Raw genomic sequence first — 22307 nt, 5'->3', positions numbered from 1 at the left:
CGTCTGACATATCACACTCTGATTCGAGTTCCATGTCCTCAGTATCCGGTTCTCAAGGTCCCGCGGCAGGCCGCCCCGCGGCCTCCCCGCCCGCGCCTCTCGCGAGACGCGCAAGGAGATACTTTACCAGCCCGCCGACCCGCCGTCAAGGACTTTTTTCGGGAAGATCCCGGTTTTGTCCCAACATGGGGTGGCGCGCACCGCCTCTCCGAAAGGCAGCTTGTCTATACTACCTCCCCCGCCGAGGATTGCAAGCGATCCGGCGCTTCTCCACAGCTTGGACACAACTCCAGGGGGGAGGGCGCACAGCAGCGCCCTGGGCGAGCCCCGAGGACATGGGAGGGCGGGGGGCGAAGCCCCAAGGGCGCGGGAGGCGGAGGTCCTGGACGGCAGCGCCCAGCCGGGCGAGGCGAGCCCCTCCCGTGTCATCCTGAGCGAGCGGAGCGAGCCGAAGGATCTGGTTGCGGGCACGATGCGCCCGCATGCGCCACCCGCCTGCGGCCGGATCCTTCGGCTCCGCGCCCTGCGGGCGCTCCGCTCAGGATGACACCAAAGGAGTGAACGGGGCCAGGGTTCGGGCGATTTGTCGAAACAGGACTTCGCAAACCGCACGGATAAGGCCGCTTGACAGCAGCGGCTTCAAAAACCGTGCGAACGAGATTGCTTGACGGCGGCGACTTCGCAAACCGCACGCGCGGGGCTGCCTCATGGCGGCGACTTCACAACGAGATCTGTTCGCGGAACTGCTTTATATGGAACTACTTTATATATAAGATAGCGGGTATCGAAAGCGCATCGAGGACGTATGTTGAAAGGTACCTATGAACGCATCCCCCACACCCGCCATCCGCCTGCCCGGCTTCGCCATGACGCTTATCGACGCGCTCGAGGCAGAGGGGCATGAGGCGTGGTGCGTGGGCGGGTACGTGCGCGACGCGCTGCTCGGGCGGCCCTGCAACGACGTCGACATTGCCACTGACGCGCTCTGGCCCGAGGTGAAGCGCATCTGTGCGGCGCGAGGCATGCGCGTCTACGAGACGGGCGCGAAGCACGGCACCGTGACGGTGGTGGTCCCCTCCGCCGCAGACGCGCACCACGAGGCGGAGCATGCCGTCGAGGTCACCACCTTCCGCTGCGACGGCTCCTACCAGGACGCGCGGCACCCGCAGCAGGTGCAGTTCGTCTCGACCATCGAGGAGGACCTCGCGCGCCGCGACTTCACCATGAACGCGCTCGCCTATCACCCCCAGCGCGGGCTCGTCGACCCCTTCGGCGGCATCGACGACTTGCAGGCGGGGATCATCCGCGTGGTCGGCGAGGCTGAGAAGCGATTCTCGGAGGATGCCCTGCGCACGCTGCGCGCCTGCCGGTTCTGCTCCCAGCTGGGCTTCCGCATCGACGAGGACACCTATCGGGCCATGCTTGCGCACAAGAGCCTGCTGGCGAAGGTGTCGACCGAGCGGATCACCCACGAGCTCGACGCGCTGCTGCTCGGCGCGCACGTCCGCGACGCGCTCATGGCCACCGTCGACGTGCTCTCGTTCGTGCTGCCCGAGCTCGCCGCCATGAAGGGCTGCGCGCAGATGACGAAGTACCATGTCTACGACGTCCTCGAGCACACGGCCTACGCCGTCGAGAACATGCCGCCCACCCGCCTCGGCCGCTGGGCGGCGCTCTGTCACGACATGGGAAAGCCCGCGGCGGCGTTCTTCGACGAGGGCGGCGTGGAGCATTTCTACGGGCACGCGAAGGTGAGCGAGGCCCTCGCAGGCGCGCTCATGGACCGCCTGCTCATGAGCGGCGCCTTCAAACACCAGGTCATGAAGCTCGTCCGCCACCACGACGACGAAATCAGGCTCGACAACCGCGCGATTCGCCGCATGCTCATGCGCCTCGACGGCGACCCCGTGCTGTTCCGCACGTTGTGCGACCTCAAACGCGCCGATGCGCTCGCGCAGGCGCCAGCGTTCGGCAGAGGGCGCGTCGGCAAGGTCGAGAAGCTACGACGCATGCTCGACGCGCTGTTGGAGGCCGAGGAGGTGCCTTCGATGCGAGCCCTCGCGGTAAGCGGGCACGACATCATGGGGCTCGGCGTTGAGCAGGGGCCTGCCGTGGGCAGGATCCTCGCCGCGCTGCTCTCCGCCGTGGTGGACGAGCAGGTAAAGAACGCGCGCGAGCCCCTGCTCGAGCTCGCGCGCACGATGATCTGAGGGGCTGAGCCGCCGCTTCCCTTCGCGCCCTCGCGCTCCCGCGCCCCTTCGCCGGGCCTTTGCCCGCGCGCCCGCGTCCCTTCGCCGCCCCTTCCCTTCGGCTACTTCAGGCCGGTTGAGTCGGCGTCGAGGGAGTCGCCGAGGTACTCGGCGAACGGGTTCGGGCCCACGTCCTCGAGCTCGGAGACGTGCCAGCACTCCGTGGCCGGCAGGCCCTCCACGGAGTCGGCGACGAACACCGGGTCCTTGCCCGCGTTGCGCTGCGCGGTGTAGTCGTCGAGCGCGCGCAGGGCCCACTTGCCCAAGAACAGGATGGTGACCAGGTTGATGATGGCCATGAAGCCCATGAATATGTCAGCCAGGTTCCACGCCAGGTCGAAGCTGTTCAGGCAGCCGTAGAAGATGACCACGAGGCACAGCACGCGGAACGCGGTCAGCACGACCTTGTTGCCGCCGAAGATGAAGCGCAGGTTGCTCTCGGCGTAGAAGTAGTTGCCGATGAGGCTCGAGAACGCGAACGCGAAGATGGCGAACGTGACGAAGTGGATGCCGCCGACGCCCACCGCGTTGTCAACGGCCATCTGCACGAGCGGCATGCCGTTGAGCGAGGTTGCCAGCTCGGGGTTCTGCACGTAGAAGATGAGCACCATCATGGCCGAGCACGTGCAGATGAGCAGCGTGTCGATGTAGACCGACAGGCTCTGCACGAGGCCCTGCTTCACCGGATGGGACACGCTCGCCGTCGCCGCGGCGTTCGGCGCCGAGCCCATGCCGGCCTCGTTCGAGAACAGGCCGCGCTTGATGCCGAGCATGACCACGCTGCCCGCGAACCCGCCAAAGATCGACTGGAAGTCGAACGCCGAGGCGAAGATGAGCGCGAACACCGCGGGGAGCTCACCGATGTTGGAGAGGGTGGTCCACACAGCCAGCGCGATGTAGGCGAACGCCATAACCGGCACGATGATCGACGTGATGATGCTGATGCGCTTCGCGCCGCCGAAGATGACGAACGCCGTCATCACCGCGAGCACGATGCCGAGCGCGATGGCCGTGCCGTTGGTGGCGTAGTCGGGCACGTAGTACTCGAGCGCCGAGGCCATGTTGAACGACTGCAGCCCGTTGAAGCCGAAGGCGAAGCACAGGATGAGCGCGATGGCGAACACGATGCCGAGCCAGCGCTTGCCGAGCGCCTGCTGGATGTAGTAGGCCGGGCCGCCGCGGAACTCGCCGTCGCCCGCGCGCACCTTCCATATCTGCGCCAACGTGGACTCGATGAACGCGGAGGCCGCGCCGATGATGGACATGAGCCACATCCAGAACACCGCGCCCGGGCCGCCCGTGGCGATAGCGGTGGCGATGCCCGCGATGTTGCCCGTGCCCACGCGGCTGGCCGTCGACACCATGAGCGCCTGGAAGGACGAGATCGACTTCCCGCCTTCCACGTGCTTCTTCTCGAGCAGCTGCGTGAACATGTCCTTGATGTAGCGGATCTGCACGAACTTGGTCTTGAAGCTGAACCAAACACCTACTGCCACCAGCAGGATCACCAGGATGTAGGTGTACATGAAGCCGTCGATCTCACCGGTGACGTCGATCAGCATCGCGTTCATGGCGTCGAAGTCCATAAGCCCTCCTCTAGGCGCGGCGGAACTGCGGATGAAGTGCCTGCGCGCATCCCCTTCGCGCGCAGGCTCGCTAATTCGCTGATTTTACCATCGAGGAGGGCGGCGCAGGCTGGGAAGTCACAGCGAGCGCAGGTAGCGCCACTTTTCGTCACGCCCCCGTTCCACGCTGGCAACCTCCTCGTCAGTGAGGGCGCGGAAACGGCCCTGGCGGCGCAGGTAGGCCTCGACGCTCGTGAACTCCTTCGGGTCGCGGTTGAGCGTGACCTTGCCGCCTGGCACGCCGCTCACCTGCGGCCCCTCGTACTCCGCGAGGTACCACAGGCCGCAGTCCACCACTTCCTTCGCGATCTCGACGGTCTCGTCGACGCCGCAGCCCCAGCCGGTGGGACACGGCGCGATCACGTGGATGTACTTGGCGCCGCGGATGGACGCCGCCTTCTGCACCTTGTTCATGAAGTCGGGCAGATACCCGATGGACGCCGTGGCGGCGTAGGGAATGCCGTGGGCGGCCACGATCTCGAACAGGCTCTTCTTCTGCGTGAGGCAGCCGTGCGCGTTTCGCCCCGCGGGCGTGGTGGTGGTCTTCGCGCCGAACGGCGTGAGCGACGACTTCTGGATGCCCGTGTTCATGTAGGCCTCGTTGTCGTAGCAGATGTAGAGGATGTCGTCGTTGCGGTCGATGGCACCCGAGAGCGCCTGGAGGCCGATGTCGGCCGTGCCGCCGTCGCCCGCGAACCCGACCACCGTGCAATCCTCGGGCTTCTTGCCCTGCGCGCGCAGGCCGGCCTCGATGCCGGAGAGGACCGCCGCCGTGGCGGCGAAGGGCGTAATGATGGCGTTGTTCGCGAAGCAGAGCTGCGGGAAGTTGAAGCCCACGGCGCTCATGCACCCGGCAGGCAGCGCGCAGATCGCGTGGGGGCCGAGCACCTTGAGCGCGGCGCGGACGGCGAGCGAGCCGCCGCAGCCGGCGCATGCCTTGTGGCCGAAGAAGAGCTCGTCGTCGGTGATGGTGCGCGCGTTGACCTTGGCTGCCATGGCTACCGCCCCCCTTCTGTGGCGTTGGCTTCCGCGACGGCGAGGTCCGATGGAGCGGGCTGCGCCGGGTTGGGTTGAGGCGGGGCGGGTTGCGGAGGGACAGGTTGCGCGGGGTTGGGTTGAGGCGGCGCGGGTTGCGCGGCGGGGTCTGCGTCGTTGACGCCCAGGAACACCACGCGCGATGTTTCACGTGAAACATTTTTGGGAGCGACAGGTTGGGCGGGTTGGGCGGGTTGGGGTGACTGGGCGGATGCGCTGGGCGAGTCGCAGTCGCCGCGCGAATCACGCGGGGCGGTTCCGTTGGCGGCGAGGTCCTCGAGCGTGGCGAAGACCCGCTCCATCTGCTCGAGCGAGATGTCGTCGCCACCGAGGCCGCCGATGAAGTTGAGCGTGGGAACCGGCAGCGCCGCCTGGTGCAAGGCGGAGTTCACGTTGGTGAACACCGTGCCCTCGGCGCCGAACGAGATGTCCTTCTCAAGCACGCCGACCGCCTTCGCGCCGGCGAGCGCGCAGGCGAGCTCACGGGCCGGGAACGGGCGCATGTAGCGGATGCGCACGAGCCCGACGCGCTGACCTGCGGCGCGACGCTCGTCGACGCAAGCGCGGGCGAGACCGGCTATGGAGCCGAGCGTGACGAGAACCGCGTCGGCGTCTTCGGTGCGATACGCCTCGATGAGGCCGGGGTAGCGGCGGCCGAACGCGGCGGCGAAGCGCTGCTCGACTTCCGCGATCACCTCGGCGACGCCGAGCATCGCGCGATGTGCCTCGTACTTGAAGTAGCGGTTGAATTCAGGTCCAGCCGAGTAGCCCATGTTCACCGGATGCTCGAAGTCGAAGCGGTTGCCCGTCTGGTAGGGCGGGAGGAACGCGTCGGCCTGCTCGGGCTCGGGCACGTCGACGTTCTCGTAGGTGTGCGTGAGCGCGAAGCCGTCGAGGTTGACCATGAAGGGCGTGCTCACGCGTGGGTCCTCCGCGATGGCGTAGGCCATGAGGGCCAGGTCAAGCGCCTCCTGGTTGTCTTGCGCATACACCTGGATCCAGCCGTGGTCGAGCAGCGCCAGCGAGTCGCGCTGGTCGCCGTAGATGTTCCACGGCAGCGCCGTGGCGCGGTTGGCGTTCATCATGACGATAGGGAAGCGCCCGCCCGCGGCGTAGGTGAGGACCTCGGCCATGTAGAGCAGGCCCTGGCTCGACGTCGCCGTGAACGTGCGCGCGCCAGTGGCGGAGGCGCCCATGGCGGCGGAGAGCGCCGAGTGCTCGGACTCAACGTGGATGTACTCAGCTTCGAGCTGGCCTGACTCGACCATCTCGGAAAGCCGCTCAACTACGACGGTCTGTGGCGTGATGGGATAGGCCGAGATGACCTGGGGACGCGCGAGGCGCACGCCTTCGGCCAGGGCCTCGTCGCCGGAGAGGAAGCGCTTCATCGGGCGTTCGCCTCGCTTTCGGGGATCATGCGGATGGCGTCGAACCTGCACGCCTTCGCGCACACGCCGCATCCCTTGCAGAAGTCGTAGTCAACGGCGACGGGGGCGGAAGCGCCTTGTGATCTGCGGCTATCCGCGGCGTGCGCGGCCGCGGAGGGCGTCTTGTAGATCGTGCCGTCGGGGCAGTAGAGGTAGCACTGCAAGCAGCCCGTGCACGCCTCGGCGTTGATGACGGGGCGCTCGTTGCGCCAGCCTGCGTTCTTCGCCACCAGGTGCCCCGCGGCATAGCAGGTCGTGCGCGCATATTCGGCCGGGTCGAGGCTCGGCGGCGCGACGAAGTGGGAGCGCAGCACGGGGATGTGCTCGCAAGCGCGCATGACGTCAGGGGTCTCGGAGACGGAAGCGCCCGCATGCCCACCCTCGTCTGCGACGCGCGATGTTTCACGTGAAACATTTTCGGGGGTTTCGGAGGGTTCGGGGGACTCGGGGGTTCCGGGAGTTTCGGAGCGCTCGAGAGATTCGGGACCCCCAAAACGCTCGGAACCTTCAAAGCCTTCGGAACTCCGCGCGGAATCCACCGCTGCCCTGGCTTCCGTCCCAGCGGCTCCGGCGACTTCTCCCCCGCCCTGCGGGCCGCGCGCGAGAACGCGCTCGCGCGCCTCAGCGACGATGCGCTCGTTCTTCGCATGCAGCTTCGCCGGCATGTACTGGCGAATTGCCTCGATCACGTTCTCTTCGCTCACGCTCTCGCACAACACGGAGAGCGCCCCGAGGAACACGGTGTTGGGAATAGCCCGACCCAAGATCTCCGTCGACAGCCCGTTGGCATCGATGGCGACGATGCGCTCGTCGGCGTAGCGCTTGACGCTGTTCACGAGAACGCGCCCGCCCGACTTGAGCTCGCGCTGCCACGCCTCGCCCGACGCGTCCAAGAGCGTGTCGTCGAGGTAGATCACGTAGTCGGCGCGGTCGATGGCGCTGCGGTCGCCGATAGGAGCGTCGCTGATCTTGGTGAACGCGCGCATCGGCGCGCCGCGGCGCTCAGGGCCGAACGACGGAAACGCCAGCGCGTACGCTCCGTCGGCTATCGACGCCGCCGCGCCGAGCAGCCGCGCCGCCGTGAACGCGCCCTGCCCGCCGCGGCCATGCCATAGAACTTCGATCATAGGTCCCCCTGTTTGAAGCACTTCGTCATCCCAGATCAGCCTCAGAGGCTAGAAGCGCGCGTACTTCTCCAGGTTCTTCTCGAGCTTCTCGACGAAGCGCTGCTCGAGGTCGGACAGCGCGGCGCCCTTCTTCGTCACGTACCCCAGGCGCAGGTCGACGTCGGTGTCGAGCGGTACGGTCTTGAGCGACGCGCCGTCGGAGATGCCCACCAGGATGCCACTCGTCACGGTGTAGCCGTTCAGCGCGACGATCAGCTCCGAAAGCGACGCGCGGTCGGTGCACGCGATGGACTTCGCGCGCGGGACGCCGGCAAGCGCCTCCTCGAAGAAGGCCGCCGGGGCGTCGGGGCCCTGGTCGAAGTAGAGGTACGGGTAGTCGGCCATGTCGTCGAGCGTCAGCTTCGCGGCGTTCACCATGGGGTGGCTCGCCGGCAGGGCCACGCGCGGCGCGCTGCGGATGAGCTCGTGAAACTCGCATCCCGCCTCCTCGAGCGCGGCGTTCAGCGCGTCGGCCGTCTCGGAGGTCTGGAAGATCACGCCGAGTTCGCTCGTGCCGGCCACCACATCGTCGATCACGCCCTGCGTGGTGCGGTCGTACAGCGCGTAGTGGTACTCTTCGCCACCCGCCGCAAGAACGACCTGCGCAAACGTCTGCACGTCAAACAGATAGTGCTGCCCTGAAACGGAAAAGCTCTTGCTCATGGCTACTTCGCCTGCCTTTCGTCGATGAAACGCGAAGCCTTGTGCTCGGAGGAAGTCCCCAGCTTACCCGCATCATACACGATAACCTTGGCGGGGCGCACGCCCGTGTGCGTCTTGAGCGCGTTCTCGACGCGCTTCGCCACCACGTCATACGGCTCGACGCTGCCCTGCGCGCGCTCGACCGAGACCTCGTACTTCGTCGTGAAGTTCTTGTCGTACACGCGGATGGAGTACTCGCCCGTGAGGCCCTCCTCGGCGCGCACCACGTACTCGATGTCCGTGGGGAACACGTTCACGGCGCCGACGATGAACATCTCGTCCTTGCGGCCGGTGACGTGGATGCGCGCGAGCGTGCGGCCGCACGTGCACTTCTCGGTGGACACGTAGCCGATGTCGCCCGTGCGGAAGCGGATCATCGGGCGGGCCTTCTTCATGAGCGTCGTGTACACGAGCTCGCCCATCTGGCCGGGTTCGAGCACCTCGCCCGTGGCCGGGTCAACCGTCTCGACGAGGATCTGGTCCTCCACGATGTGCAGGCCGTCCTTCGCCTCGCACATGGCCGCGCAGGCACCGTAGATGTCGGACAGACCGAAGAAGTCGACCACCTTCGCGCCCCACAGGTTCTCGATGGCCTCGCGCGTGGACTTGATGGAGCCGCCCGGCTCGCCCGCCACGATGATGGTGTGGATGCTGAAATCGGTCTTGGGGTCGTAGCCCTTCTCCTTCGCCTTCTCGCCCAAGGTCCACGCGTAGCTGGGGCTCGTCCAGATGACGGTAGGCTGGTACTGCTTCAACACGAACAGCAGGCGGTCTGACGGGACCGCGCCCACCCAGATGGCGAGCGCGCCGAGACGCTGGGCGCCGATGACGTCAGGGCCGCCGACGTAGAGCGCGAAGTTCAGGCCGTGGACGTAGCGGTCGTTCGGGCGCATGCCCGCCTGCCAGAACAGGCGCGCCTCGGTGTCCTGCCACAGGTCGAAGTCCTCCTGCGTGAAGGGGCTCACCGTGGGGACGCCCGTTGAGCCTGACGAGGTGGCCATGAAGATGACTTCCTCTTCGGGGACCGAGCACATCTCGCCGAAGAAGCTGCCGACGTGCTGCGTCTCGCGCTCCGTCTTCTTGTCGATGAAGGGGAACTTCTCGATGTCCTTGAGGGTCTTGATGTCCTCTGGCTTCACGCCCGCCTCGTCGAAGGAGCGCTTGTAGTACACGGTGTTCTCGTAGGCGTACTGCACCATCTTCTGCAGGCGCTCGAGCTGCATGGCCTCAAGCTCGGGACGCGGCATGCATTCGATCTCGGGATCGTAGTACTTCTGGTCGTAGGGGATGTCTTTGGCCATGATCTCTCCTTCTTGTTTCGCGCGCGGAGGCGCGCGGCGCGCTCCTGCCAAGGCGTGCTCTTGCAGTGTTTTTCCAGCATGTCGTATGAAACCACGAAAGCGCGAAGCGAACAACCTTTCTCGTCATTCGATGTTTCGATGCTTTACTATCTTAAATTCAGATAGCTTAGTTTATGGAGATTGCGAATGCCATAAGGAGCGTCGATAACTCCGCTTATCATGCAGTGCGGAACGCGCAGCAGGCAGCGGCGGACACCTAGAGAGAAGGGCTCACGCATCGGGCAGCGTGCGCCTGGAGAGAAGGGCGCGCGTGGCGCCGCGAGGCATGCGCGGGGAGGCGCGCACAGGGAAGGCGGCGTGCCTGGCGAGAGAGGGGCGTGTTTTACGAAGCGCGTTTCGCTAAACACGCCGAGAAGGTGAGGGAGCACGATCGCGCGAATGGACATTGGTAGTGAGGGTTCCCACGGGACGAAGCGTATGTGACGGACGGCGCACGTCGGGCGGTGTGCGGCGAAGAAGCGCACGAGGAGGAGCGGTGTGCGGCGGACAGAACGCGGCGTACGCCTGGCGAGAAAGACGAGCGCAACGGACAGAACGCGGCATATGCCTGGCGAGAAGGGCGAGCGCGGCGAACGGAAGGCGGCATGTACCTGGCAAGCGACCCAGAAACAGTGAAAACGTGAATGTTTCACGTGAAACATTCACGCCGCAATGGGCGTAAACGCAAGCGCAAACACGCGCGGCTACCATTTAAGCGAACGCAAGGAAAAACTACGAGAAGCACCGGAGAGAGGAAACCATGACGCTGCAACAACTTCGCTACCTTATCGCGATCGCCGAGTACGGTTCGATCAACGCCGCAGCGCACAACCTCTATGCGTCCCAGTCGAACCTCTCCACGGCGATCAAGGAACTCGAGGGCGAGCTCGGCATCACCATATTCACGCGCAGCAACCGAGGCGTGACGTTGACGAACGACGGGACGGAGCTGCTCGGATATGCCCGCCAGGTCATCGAGCAGGCGGACATGCTCGAGGAGCGCTACGCAGCAGGCGGCCCCAATCACGCGCGCCTCGCCATATCCTCCCAGCACTACTACTTCAGCGTGCAGGCCTTCATGAACACAGCCGACCAGTTCGACGGCGCGGAATACGACTTCATCTTGCGCGAGTGCGCGACAGGCGAGATCATCGACGACGTGCGCACCTTTCGCAGCGAGGCAGGCATCCTCTACACGGACGAATTCAACCGACGCGTTTTGGAAAAGGCGTTCTCAGATGCGGGGGTGACGTACTACCCCCTGTTCGACGCTCGCGTGCATGTATTCGTAGGTGAGAATCATCCTCTAGCGAAGCATGAGCTGCTTCGGCTCGAGGACCTCGAGCCCTACCCCCGCTACGCCTTCGAGCAGGGCACCACGAACTCGTTCTACTATGCCGAGGAGCCTTTCAGCTACCTCCCGCACAAGAAGAACATCCGCATATCCGACCGCGGCACGCTGACGAACCTTTTGACGCATTACAGCGGATACACACTCTCAACAGGCGTTTTGTCGGAAGAGATGCTCTCGGGCATCGTCTCCATACCGCTTGACTCGCCCGCGCGCATGCAGGTGGGCTACATCATGCACAGCGAGCGCCGACCGAGCGCGCTGCTCGAGAGCTACATCGCGAATCTGCGCGAGGTGATCAAGGGGAACCCCACAGTCGACGCCTATCTGGGCGACTAGACGACCGCCGGCAGAAGAACCACCGGCTGCCTGGCCGCAGGCTGATACCGAGCTGCACCAACGGCCTGGGCGCAGGCTGACCACCGGCCGCCTCGCCACCGATCGCCAGCGACCTAGCCGCAAGCTGACCGTAGGCTGGCCGCAGACGCTCGTCGCCTAGATGTTCTTGAGAATCTCCATGACGAAGTCGGCGTTCCTGAGCATCGTCTCCTCGTCAACGCCGTCAGCCACGTCGTGCGCCTCGCCGTAGAGCGCCGGCTTGCCAGCCTCCATACCCGCGAGGTGCATCGTCTGATACCCGCGCCGCGCCGCGCATGCCGTCGCGCTGTCCTTCCACAGCATCGAGCCCGTGCCCACGCTCATGCCGAGTGCTGCCGACGCCTTGCGTACGAAGCGCTTCATGCGCGACGAGCCCTTGACCGGGCGATATGTCCCCTCTTGCTCGATGAGCGTCAGCTCGCCCGCGCCGAGGCCGTCGAGGTTCACGATCACCGAGCCCTTGAGCTCGGCAGCATGCTCCGTCAGGAAGGCGTCCATGCCCGCGTTGCCTGCCAGGTCGGCGCCGAGCGCTACGAACCACACCTCAGTGTTGATGTCGGGATGGCGGAACCCGTAGATGCGCTGAACGTTCTCCGCACGGATCTCCTCAAGGGCCGCAAGGTTCTCTTCGGCCAGATCGACGGGGGCGCCCGCCGAAGCCGTGATCGGCATCTCGCTTTCGCCGGCAGGATAAGAGAAGGCGTCTTCGCCTTCGGCATAATCATCAGCGTAGCCGGCAGCACGCTCATCAGGCGCGCCACCGTGCACGGGAATCTTTTCCTTCACGCTCTTCACGCGGACGAGGGCATGCGTCAGCGACTCGCGGGAGAACCCGCCGCCATTCCAGCGGATCGTCTCCTGCGTTGCGCGGGGAGCATCCTCCCCTTCGGCAACGTAGTCCTCGTATTCGTCATACTCGGCGTATTCATCGTAGCCATCTGCGTAGTCATCATAGTCATCGTAGCCGCGCGAACCCGCAGCGAACGTGTCGGGAGCCTCCTGATCCTCGCGGAAGCTCTCCCAACCGCCGCGCGCCTTGCCCACGGCGCGGGCGTCAAAGGAGTCGTCAACGTCGAGCCACTGCTGCGGCGTGACCTCCTCCTGCTTATTCTTGCGCCCGAAGCCCAGCTTGCCCAGAATCCGAGACGCACGCGACTTCGGCATCTCGACGTATCCCGGTCCTGCAAACGCGCCCGTCTCGGTGTAGCTCTCCTCATAAGCTGAGTCATCGGCATCGTCAACGTACATCTCATCAGGCGCGACATCTTCAACCAGCTCGTCTCCCACCGGAGCGAAGGCGCCGGTAGCGCCGATGGAGGCGAACGAGCCCGCCTGGCTCACGTTGGAGGGAGCCTCTTCTTCGAGAGCGACCTGATCATGGGAAGAAGCGCTGTTCTGAGCTGCGATAACACCCGAAAGGGACGGGAGCGACGCACGCAGCGACGCCTTCTGCGCCTGTCGCGTTGCCTCAGAGGAACCTGCATTATCAAGCCCGGCGACAGCGGGGACAGCGCCGCGCAGGTCTTGGGCGCGCGCCGACGGATCAGCAAGCGGCGCGTTCTGCTTGTGCTCGGCAATCGGCGCGAGCGATCCCGTCAAGCTCGGCAGCGTGATGGCGCGCTTGCGGCGAGCCTTCTTCGGCTCCTCCGCCTGGCCGGCAGCGGGGTTCTCCAGCAAGCCGGGAATCTGCGGGGCCGGCTGCCCAGCCGCCGCGAGCTCGCGCGACTCGCGCTTGAGCGCCTCGCCGTCAACGGCAACCGGGATAAACGAGATGGTCCTGTCAGGCAGCGAAGCGGCGGAGGCGGATGAGCCATCAACAGAAACGGGCGCTCCATCAGCCGCGAAGGCGTCAGTGGGCGAAGGCAGGCTCTCGAGCGCCGAGGCGTCGAGCACGCGGACAGCGGGAACCGCCTGCAGGCCGAGGCGACCTTGCGGCGCTGACGTCGCAGCGCGCAGAGGCTCGACAGAGACCTCGCGAATCATGACTTCACCGATCTGGGGCTCGGTCACGGGAGCAACCTCGGGCGCGACCTCAGAAGCACCCCCGGCGTCAACCGTAGGGGCAGGGCCAGCTCCCGTTGCGCGGACGGGCGCTGGCGCGGGAACTGTTCCATCCGCAGCTGAGGCGGTGGGGTCGTACCCGGCCTTCGAGGTCACGCTCGAAAGGAAACCCTCTACGCCGGCAGCCTGATGAGGCGCGCCTTCATAGGGGGTGACGGGCTGTGCGGCGGCAGGATGATCCTGCTGCGCCTGCTGACCGCGCTCGAAAAGCGAGGCAACTTGCTCGAAATCAGACGCCTGCTCCTCGAGGATGCTGTCGCGCATCCTCTGCAGACGACGCTCGGCCTCCGTGGGGGCAAGCTCGTCAACGTGCTGCGTGCGCTGCGCAAGCTCGCGCTCGGCAGCGTCGAGAGCCTCGGCGTAGCGCGAACGATGCACGGGCGCCGCGGAAGCGGGCTTGCGGGCCTTCGCCTGGGCAGCCTTGAACCAGGCGGGCACGTCAGAGGAGTCGTGAGCAGCACGCGAAGATACGACAGCCGCAGAGCTCGCAGCAGCCATGCCCGCAGACGCCGCAGCGACAGCCTCCTCGGTTATCCCAGCGGCGGCAGCCTCTTCATGGTTCGCCCCCTGATCAGCGACAACGTCAACTTCCACGGGGGCAAACGCGTCGATCGCCTCTTCGCGGCGCGCGCGCATGTCCTCGTCCGAAGCAGACGCCACGGGCGGTTCCTTCACCTGAACGAGCTTGTCAGCGATGTCAATGTTGATCGTCTCGCTCACGGGGCGCCCAGAAAGAGCGGCGACAGCCGCCTTGGCGGCGAGCAGGCGCGCCTCAGGGGACTCGTCAGAAGCAAGGTCGAAAGCGGGCTCGTCGTAGTCAAGCTCGGCGCCGGCGGGGATGAACCCCGAGGCCAGCGCAGCATCTTCGCCATGCATGACCGCCTCCTGGCGGGCAAGCTCCTCCTCCGAGACGCGCCCGCGGCCGATGCGCGCGGCAACCTCCATGAGCACCGACACGCCCGCAGCGTTGCAGTTCGCGCCCTCGTTATAGGGCGCCGTGCGGTCCATCACGAAGGCAACCAGAGGCAGCACCGCCACAATCAGCGCAATCACGGTGAGCACGCTGAGGAAGACCGACAGGCCGCCCTCGGCTGACGTGACAAGCCGAATGAGCAGCAGGAAGGGGATCAGAACCATCGCGCCAAGCTCAGCCCAGCGGATGTAGGGCAACGCCGAGAGGATCGGCGCCGTCAGGCCCTTCTGCACCCTTCCGCTGTCGTAATGGGCCACCAGGATGATCTTGCGGCGCCGGCGCGCGGCCTCACTTGAAGTCGGCTCATATTTCGCCACGACGTTTTGGCTGACCCCGCGGTTGAGCAGACGCGAGACAACGGGCTTCCCCAATGATTCGGCGGCGAAGAGAGCCGCCGTGACCAGCGTGATGATCAGGGCCGGAATGACCATGACGGGTACTATCGTCGCGAGGAGCGCCATGAGGGCCGCCACGCCGGCGCAGATGGCGCGCGGCATGCCGAAGTCAGGGTTGCAGTTGAAGTCCTCGACGGAGGCAGTGAGCGTCGCTTCGCTTTGAAGCGCTTCGGCGAGGTAGAGCGCCGCCTGCTGCTCCTCCTCGGTTCCCGCGGGACGCGGGCCGATGGTCTGCGACAGATGGGCGACGTACTCTTTTATCTCGGACATGTGTCTTGCCTTTCATTTCCCGATCGGCACATGATTAGGGCATAATCATTAGGTAGTATACGCTATTTGCCCATGCTCCCCAAATAATCACGCAGAAACGCGTCGGCGGCCGCGGCGCGCGCGCGATCAGCCGCATAGGAGTCGAAGTCAGCCTGCGTGTTCTGCTCAAAGCGCTCGCTCACGAGCGTCTGGGGATTGCCCTTCTGCTCCTTGATGAGAGCTACCGCCTCGGCGTCGGCTTTGTTGTAAGCCTCGTTCGCCTCGGCGAGCATCTCCTTGTCGCGATCAAGGTAGGCCTGGTCAGACGAGAGGGCGAGGCGCTGCGATTCTATTCTCAAGTCAACATAATAAAGGAATGGCTCCAACTCCACCTCATAGCCCGCCTGCGCTTCTACGAGCTGCTCGCGGGCCTGCGTGAACAACTCGATGGCCTCGTTCGACTTCTCCATGGACGCGTTCACGTTGTCAGCGTTGATCTCCTCCACCAGCGCCGCCGCGGCGCGCGCGGCAGCGTCTCCTTGGAGGATCAGATCCCATCCCCTTTGGGCATGGTCGAACGGCGTGAGGGCCCGAAGCGTCTCCTTGAGGGCCGCGCTGCCCGACTGAATCATGTTCAGCCGCGCATTGATGCTGATGAGGGCCTGATTTGCCGTCTCTTTGACGTCGTTGTCGACAACGCCTTCCTGCAAGGATTCGACTGACCGCTTGACCTCGGCAAGCGTGCGCTCCGCTTCCTCAAGCTGCAACGCGCTCAACGCCTGGGCAGCGCCGGCGTCCGACTGAGTCACGGCGTTCAAGAACCCCTCCTCCGCCAGCTGCTCAAGCGGCTTTGACGAAGCCTGAACCACTAAATCGTCGAAAGGCAGGATTATGCTGTCAGTTTCCTCTATTTGCTGAATGTAGGTGACGAGCTGAGCCTTCTTGTCCTGCTGCATCTGAAGGCCCGCGTAGAGCGTAGCCGCGCCCGCCACCATGACCAGCACCACGGCGAGAGAGATGCCCGCGAGAGCCAGACGGCGGCTGCGTTTGCGCTTGGCCTTGCGCCGCGCAACCTCTTCCTGCGGAGTCTCCCATGCGGGAGCTGTTGCAGCAGACCGTCGCGAAGAGGCCGAACCATGCTGAGACAAACTTGACGAAGCGCTTGGCACAAGGCCCCCTGTTCCACGGCCGCCCATGCCAGCCGATACCGCACTGGGAAGCACGCCAGAAGAACCAACTGTCCCGCCGCCAGCAGAGACAGCCGCGCTCGCCGCGCCCACACTCGCGATGCCCGCGCCCGCGCCCGCCCCTCCTGCGGAAGAAGCGCCCGCGGCACCCGTAAGCGAACCACCGGCGGCAACAGCTGAAACACCCCCGTCACTCGACGCCGCGCCGCTGCCAACAGCCGTCGACCTCTCGACGGCGATCCCGGGAACCGTCTGAGGAGTCGAGGACCCCTTCACCTGCCCATCCTCAGCTGAGACAAACTCACCTGTCGAAAGCGGCAGCCCGCGCTCCTTGGTCGGCGTCGCAACCGGCTTCTTCGCGCGCCCGAGCGTAAACAGCGGTATGCTGCCGAGCCTCGACAGGCGCGCCTTCGGCTCTGCGCTGCGCGCGTCAGCCTCTTTCGCCGCCTTCGCCGCATCGAGCACGCTGAGGGAGATCTCGTTCGACGTCCCCTTCGTATGGTGCTTGATGTGCGCCGCGCCCGCTATCTTGTCCGCTCTGCTTCTCACGATGAGCCTATCTCGCCGGAAAATGTTTCACGTGAAACATTTTCTGTTTCACGCACGCCCCAGCGCGGAGATCACTTCGTCAATCGTGCACACGTGGATGTTCTTGCTGGGAAGCGACTTCAGAAACGCCTTTCCATATCCTTTCGTCACCAGGCGCTTGTCAGCTAAGATCAGCACTCCTTCGTCATCCGCCTTGCGAATCAGGCGACCTGCCGCCTGCTTCGTCTCGAGCACCGCCGCGGGCAGCACGTAGCGCCGCCACGCCTGCGCGTCACGCGCCGCGCGTTCGCACGACAGAGGATCGGTGGGCTTTGCGAAGGGAAGCTTGGGGATGATGACGCCCTTCAACGTGGCGCCGGGCGCGTCAAACCCCTCCCAGAAGCTCTTCAGCGCGAAGAGCGACAGGTGCTCATCCGCAAGGAAGTCGTCGCGCAGGCCTTTCACCGACACTCCCCACTTCTGACATACCAAACGCAAATCCTCGCTCTTGAGAACAGGTTGGACTTCGTCGAAGCACTTCTCCATTTCGCGACGGTTCGTGAAGAGCGTGAGCATCGAGCCGCGCTGCGCAATGTGCGCGCCGATGAGCAGCCTCTGCAGCTCAGGCAGGTAGCGGGGCTCGTTCGGCTCCGGCATGTCCTTCACCACATACACGGTCATATGGCTGTCGAAGTCATAGCTTGAGTCAAGTTTAAGCATGGTACAGTGCGACAATTCGTCGGCGTTGAGTCCTAGAGCTGCCTCAAATGACGCGAACGACTCATCCACGGTCAACGTCGCAGATGCATAGACAACTGAGTAGGTGTTGGAGTACAGCGTCTCACCCAGGCGCGCGCCCACGTTGTAGAGCAGCGCTTCGAGGTTCTCGCCGCCACGGCCCGCCTTATGGCAAAGATGCGCGGCATACACGTAACTTTCGGAACCTGCGAACAGGATGGTCTCGGCGGCGCGCAGCACATCCTTGAGCTCCATGGCGACCGAAGCGATCTCACGTTGCACCACAGCCGCACCCTCAACGTCCTCAAGGTAACCGACAAGCTCCTGACATGCGGTTATGAGCCTCTCCGCGCGCTCGGACATAACCTGCCCGAAACCTGCGAGCGCCTGGAAGGCCGAGGAGCGGCGAATCTCGTCGTTGATCCACAGGTCGACGTACTCGTATCCCTTGTTTCGCTTCGGCGGGTCGAAGTAGAGCAGGTCACGCACGTGCGCGGCAAACTCCCCCTCAGCCTCGGCGAACAGGCGTCCCGCTTCCTTCGCCTTGTTGGTCAACGCGTAGAAGAGCGTCCCCGAGCCTTCAGAGTCGGGTGCGACCACGTTACGCTCGGCACGAACGAACACATTTCGCGAAGTCTCGCCTGCCGAGACGCGTTGCGCCAGGTTGTTCAGGTCATCAACGGAGAGCTCCAGCGAGAACGCGCGGCGCGCTTCGTTCTCGGCGCCGTGGGCCTCGTCGACCACCCAGAAGCGAATGGGAGGCAGAAGCCCGCCGTCGGCGGCGAGGTCACAGAACAGCAGGCTGTGGTTGGTCACTACCACATGCGCCGACTCGGCACGGCGGCGTGAGCCGTGCACGAAGCACGACGTCCCGTAGAAGGGACACTTGCGACGCAGGCAGTCATGGCTCGTGGTGGTGATGGAGCGGCGCGGCAGGAGGCGGTAGTCAATCTTCAAGCCGTCCATGTCGTCATATTCCGTCTGCTCGATGTAGGAGAGCAGCGCGGCAAGCGCGGGCGCCTGCGAGTACACACCGTTCGTCACCTCGCGCATCTTAGGCCCCTCAGCCACAATGCGGTTTATCTTCCTCAAACAAGGATAATGTGAGAACCCTTTGAGGGCGGTGAACGTGAGGTGCTTCCCCTGCGTTTCAAGCGCTTGGGCCAGCGCAGGCAGCTCATGGTAGATAAGCTGGTCAAGCAGGGTATTCGTCTTCGTAGCCACGCCGACCGTTATGTTGTTGGCGACGGCTGTCAGCGCAGCGGGCACCAAGTAGGCCATCGACTTGCCCACGCCCGTGCCAGCCTCCACCATGAGGTTGTCGGATGTGGCAAACACGGCGCGGACGGCGCGCGCCATCGCCACCTGCTCGCCGCGCGGCTCATACACCTCATAGAGTGACCCGACGAGCCCTGATTCGCTGAACGCCTGGTCAATCTCACGCGCCGAGGGGAATGCCAGGCTCGACAGGGGATCTTCCGCAATGTCCTTGGCGTCGCGTTTCGCGCGCTGCTCAATGCTGCGCACGCGATCGCGGCGCATCGTGCGCAACGAGAACGGCTCATACGCGAAGTCGGGGGCGTCAGAGAGGGATGTTGAGGCGGTAGATGAAGCAGCAGATGAGGTTACAGCTGATGCCGTTGCGGTTCCGAGTACGGCGACTGTCGACCTCGCGGCGATGTTAGAGACTGCCGTTGCGTCAGCGATCCCGGATGCCGTTAAAGCCGCCGCATCATCTGCACCTACAGTACCTGAGACCGCGGGCGCGGGGCCCATTTCATTCGCCTTCTGCGCTGCTCGGCGCGCGTTCTCTCGTGCGAAATGAGCGAACACCACCGAAGTCGACCACTCAGCAGGCGTGGCCATCCTCGCGATCTCGCCGACGAGCGATGTGGGCATGGCATCGACAGCGGCGAGCAGGATGCGGAAGAGCGCGCAGGTGGCAGCCACGTCGTCGTCAGCGCGGTGCGTCGAGAGCGGCGCCCCGAAGGCACGCACTAGGTCAATGAGGCGATGTGACTTCATGCGCGGAAGAGCGATGCGCGCGAGGTCCAAAGAGTCAAGCCAGGTGTTCTCGAGAAGCGGATAGCCCGCAGGGTGCTTCGTGGTGAAGTTTCGATCGAATTCCGCGTTATGCGCCACTATCTTGGCGTCGCCGACGAACTTGACAAGCTGGGTGAGAGCGTCGGCGGGCAGCGGCGCATCAGCTACGTCCTCGTCATGAATGTCAGTCAGATGGGCTACATCATCCGGAATAGGTTTACCAGGGTTAACAAATGTGATGAACCAGTCAACTACCTCGCCTTTCTCCAAACGCGCGGCGGCAATCTGGGTGAGCTCGTCATGGTTTAGGGAGAAACCCGTGGTCTCCGTATCGAGCACCACGACATTGCGGTCAAACTCCCCGAAGTCAGATTGGGCGGCGCGCTGCGGAAGCGAAGCATAGCGCGCGAACACTTCATCAGGCGTTCCTTCTGTGACGAACTGCCTGAGCAGAGCAGAGACGGCGTCAGGCGACGTTTCGGAAGTTCCAGAAACCTCACCGCCAAACGAATCAGGAGAGATTCCAGCAGACGTGACAGGCAACGGCTCAAGCAAACCATCTGAGCCCGCCGAGCATGCCTTCATGTGAGCATCAGAGGAATCCGTGGAACACTCAGACGAAGTCGGCGCGATAGGATCCCTTAAAGAAACAAGAGACGAAGTGTTTCCGCCATCAAGCGCGTCGGTTAGTGTTTTCTTAGGCATGTTACAACTTCCTGGCTCATACTCTTGTTCCGCCACTCGCGTTCCGCCACTCGCGCGCACGCACCGATCTCACTGCTTTTCACGAAGCGGAGCAAACGCGCTGAACATATTATTTTATTATGTGAGGCAGCAAAAACATATCTAGACATTGTATCAACCTCTGGAATGGGTAGGTCATGGATCAGTATTTCGGTACATATCAAACATTCAACACTGTTTCAAAGAACGATGGCGCGGCGCTCATTGGCGCTGACAACCTCATCGGCGATCTTTACCAGATCGACATCGAGATGGACAGCAGCTCCCACAAAGCATGGCTCGTCAATCGATTTGGCAAGCGCGTCGGCTTCTTTGACGCCAAGTTCTCGCGCGAGCTAAGCATCTGGAAGGCGCGCGGGATGAAGTTGACAGCGATTCTCTCGTTCGTCGCCTACTCTGACGCGCCCGATCCTGGGCGCTACTGGGGCGAGATGGCCGTCATCTGCTACAACCCCTCAAACGACAAAGCGTTTTCAAAATTCGTCGATGGGGTGCGAAAGAAGATGGGAGAAGGAACGCGCCCGAACATCGACCTCAAAGACAACGAAGTGAAGAAGGTTTTATCAAGTGCGGGCATGTGGCTGCCTGATCAGAACATGCCTCTACCCAAGCTTTCCAAAGGCAACGCCATCATGAAGAGCCGGCTGTCCGTCAGCGAGAGGATTATCGAGCAAGGACGCAAGGGGAACAAAGGGTGCTACGCAGCAAGTTGGGCGTTTCTCATTGCGCTGGTTGTTCTTGTTCTGCTCGGGCTGAAGTCCTGCGGCGTGTTTTAAACATATCCACGTAGAGTTGGAAGAGCGAGGGGCGGAATGTTTCACGTGAAACATTCCGCCCCCCTCCACCACTTTAAAAGCCAGCCAACTGAAGAGGCTTCAAAAAAAAGAGGGCGTGGCTGTTCTTTCTGTCTCATCTCCGAACCCTCACCGAAACTCTCACTACATCCGCAAGCCTAAGGAGGGGGTTGAAATGTTTCACGTGAAACATTTCAACCCCCTCCCTTTCACTCATAAAGCCATCAAATGCAGCCTCAGGCGTCCTCCAGCGCACATTGGATAAGAAACGTGCAGAGCTCAGGGAAGGATATACCCGCAGCGCGCGCAGCGTCGGGAAGAAGCGATGTTCCCGTCATACCTGGAATGGTGTTCGTCTCCAATATCCAACTTACACCCTCTTCGTCAAGAATGAAGTCAGATCGCGACACACCCGAGCACTCAAGCGCCCTATGGGCCCTCTCCGCCAAATCCTGAATCTCAGCGGTAACCGTATCAGAGAGACGGGCAGGACAGATATGCTCTGACCCGCCGGGAGCATATTTTGATTCGAAATCATACGAATCGCTCTTGGGAACTATCTCAATAATAGGCAATGCGCGCGGGTTTTCATTGCCGATAACAGCCACTGTGAGCTCTGTTCCCTTGACGTAAGTCTCAACGAGAGCCTGCATGTCATACGCAAACACTTCTCCCAAAGCAGACTCTATCTCCTGGCGACCTTCGACGATAAAAACGCCGAGAGAACTTCCCTCAGTCGCAGGCTTGATGACGCAGTGATCCCCCACCATTTCAACGATCTTCTCAACATTAAATGATTCACCCTTTTTGAGAACCATCGACTGCGGCGTAGGAATACCCGCCGCCTTGTAGAACATCTTAGCTTTCGCCTTGTCGATGGCGAGCGCGCTCGACCACACATCAGACCCAATGTAGGGCAAGTCGATCATCTCAAGGAATCCCTGGATCGCTCCATCCTCTCCTTTTCGACCATGCAAGCACAGGAATGCCGCGTCGAAGTCACCGTCAATGAGAGCCTTCAAATCACTCTTGACCGCAGGATCAAGCGACGTCACCTGAAATCCTGCCTCAGTAAGAGCACTGAGGGCACCTTCTCCAGAAGCGAGCGAAATTTCACGCTCGCCACTCGTTCCTCCCGAGAGAAGCGCCACGCGGCATTGAGTTGGTTCGAAAGACTCAAACATCAGCATCTTCTTTCCCATCGACTAAAGACATCGCCCGAAAGTATACCAAATGTTGATAAGCCCCTGAGCAGAGCATTCTCCACCTATATCCGCATTCTCCCTTCTATGAAAACAATTCCTGAGCGACTTTTGAAACGT

At 63.4% G+C, this 22307-nt stretch carries 13 protein-coding genes; 3 read left to right on the top strand and 10 right to left on the bottom strand.

All coding sequences use genetic code 11. The annotated features are described in order from the left end of the window. The first annotated feature begins 821 nt into the window (after window positions 1–821). Entirely contained in the window at window positions 822–2210 is a 1389-nt protein-coding gene (locus G7Y50_RS08375) for a CCA tRNA nucleotidyltransferase (protein WP_165052778.1), read from the top strand. Window positions 2211–2311: 101 nt separating this feature from the next. Here the strand turns inward: G7Y50_RS08375 and G7Y50_RS08370 are convergent, their stop codons facing one another. From G7Y50_RS08370 to G7Y50_RS08345, 6 genes are all read right to left on the bottom strand, one after another. After that, a complete protein-coding gene (locus tag G7Y50_RS08370; protein WP_165052776.1) occupies window positions 2312–3835 on the bottom strand; it encodes a sodium:alanine symporter family protein in 1524 nt (507 codons plus the stop codon). A 117-nt stretch (window positions 3836–3952) separates the two neighbouring features. Continuing rightward, on the bottom strand, window positions 3953–4870 hold the full coding sequence (locus G7Y50_RS08365) for a thiamine pyrophosphate-dependent enzyme (RefSeq protein ID WP_165052773.1): 918 nt from the start codon (window positions 4868–4870) through the stop codon (window positions 3953–3955). 2 nt (window positions 4871–4872) lie between these two features. Continuing rightward, window positions 4873–6297 carry a pyruvate ferredoxin oxidoreductase gene (gene porA, locus G7Y50_RS08360; protein WP_165052770.1) on the bottom strand — a complete coding sequence of 475 codons (1425 nt, stop codon included), beginning with the start codon at window positions 6295–6297 and terminating at the stop codon, window positions 4873–4875. Continuing rightward, window positions 6294–7463, bottom strand: a complete 1170-nt coding sequence (locus tag G7Y50_RS08355; RefSeq protein ID WP_165052767.1) for a 2-oxoacid:acceptor oxidoreductase family protein — start codon at window positions 7461–7463, stop codon at window positions 6294–6296. Before G7Y50_RS08355 ends, porA begins: the two co-directional genes overlap by 4 nt. Window positions 7464–7511: 48 nt before the next feature. Continuing rightward, entirely contained in the window at window positions 7512–8165 is a 654-nt protein-coding gene (locus tag G7Y50_RS08350; RefSeq protein WP_165052764.1) for a LysR family transcriptional regulator substrate-binding protein, read from the bottom strand. A gap of 2 nt (window positions 8166–8167) precedes the next feature. Beyond that, window positions 8168–9505, bottom strand: a complete 1338-nt coding sequence (locus G7Y50_RS08345; RefSeq protein ID WP_165052761.1) for a phenylacetate--CoA ligase family protein — start codon at window positions 9503–9505, stop codon at window positions 8168–8170. Window positions 9506–10304: 799 nt separating this feature from the next. Here G7Y50_RS08345 and G7Y50_RS08340 point away from each other — a divergent pair. Beyond that, window positions 10305–11234: a LysR family transcriptional regulator gene (locus tag G7Y50_RS08340; protein ID WP_165052757.1), complete on the top strand. Its 930-nt coding sequence runs from the start codon at window positions 10305–10307 to the stop codon at window positions 11232–11234. Between the two features lie 156 nt (window positions 11235–11390). Here G7Y50_RS08340 and G7Y50_RS08335 read toward each other — a convergent pair whose 3' ends face one another. From G7Y50_RS08335 to G7Y50_RS08325, 3 genes are all read right to left on the bottom strand, one after another. Beyond that, window positions 11391–14972, bottom strand: a complete 3582-nt coding sequence (locus G7Y50_RS08335) for an aminopeptidase (RefSeq protein WP_165052754.1) — start codon at window positions 14970–14972, stop codon at window positions 11391–11393. A 62-nt stretch (window positions 14973–15034) separates the two neighbouring features. Continuing rightward, window positions 15035–16687 carry a hypothetical protein gene (locus G7Y50_RS08330; protein ID WP_165052751.1) on the bottom strand — a complete coding sequence of 551 codons (1653 nt, stop codon included), beginning with the start codon at window positions 16685–16687 and terminating at the stop codon, window positions 15035–15037. A 48-nt stretch (window positions 16688–16735) separates the two neighbouring features. Then, a complete protein-coding gene (locus G7Y50_RS08325; protein WP_241159507.1) occupies window positions 16736–20188 on the bottom strand; it encodes a helicase C-terminal domain-containing protein in 3453 nt (1150 codons plus the stop codon). Between the two features lie 140 nt (window positions 20189–20328). On the opposite strand from G7Y50_RS08325, the gene G7Y50_RS08320 reads away from it, so the two are divergent. Beyond that, complete coding sequence (locus G7Y50_RS08320; RefSeq protein ID WP_165052748.1) at window positions 20329–20967, top strand: hypothetical protein; 639 nt, start codon at window positions 20329–20331, stop codon at window positions 20965–20967. 254 nt (window positions 20968–21221) lie between these two features. On the opposite strand, the gene G7Y50_RS08315 is transcribed toward G7Y50_RS08320, so the two are convergent. After that, window positions 21222–22169, bottom strand: a complete 948-nt coding sequence (locus G7Y50_RS08315; protein ID WP_165052803.1) for a D-alanine--D-alanine ligase — start codon at window positions 22167–22169, stop codon at window positions 21222–21224. Between the last annotated feature and the right edge of the window lie 138 nt (window positions 22170–22307).

It is taken from the genome of Adlercreutzia sp. ZJ176 (genome assembly GCF_011038975.1).
Taxonomy (GTDB): Bacteria; Actinomycetota; Coriobacteriia; order Coriobacteriales; family Eggerthellaceae; genus CAAEEV01.
The sequence above is the reverse complement of the archived record's forward strand: the minus strand, read 5'-3'. Positions and strand labels throughout refer to the sequence as shown.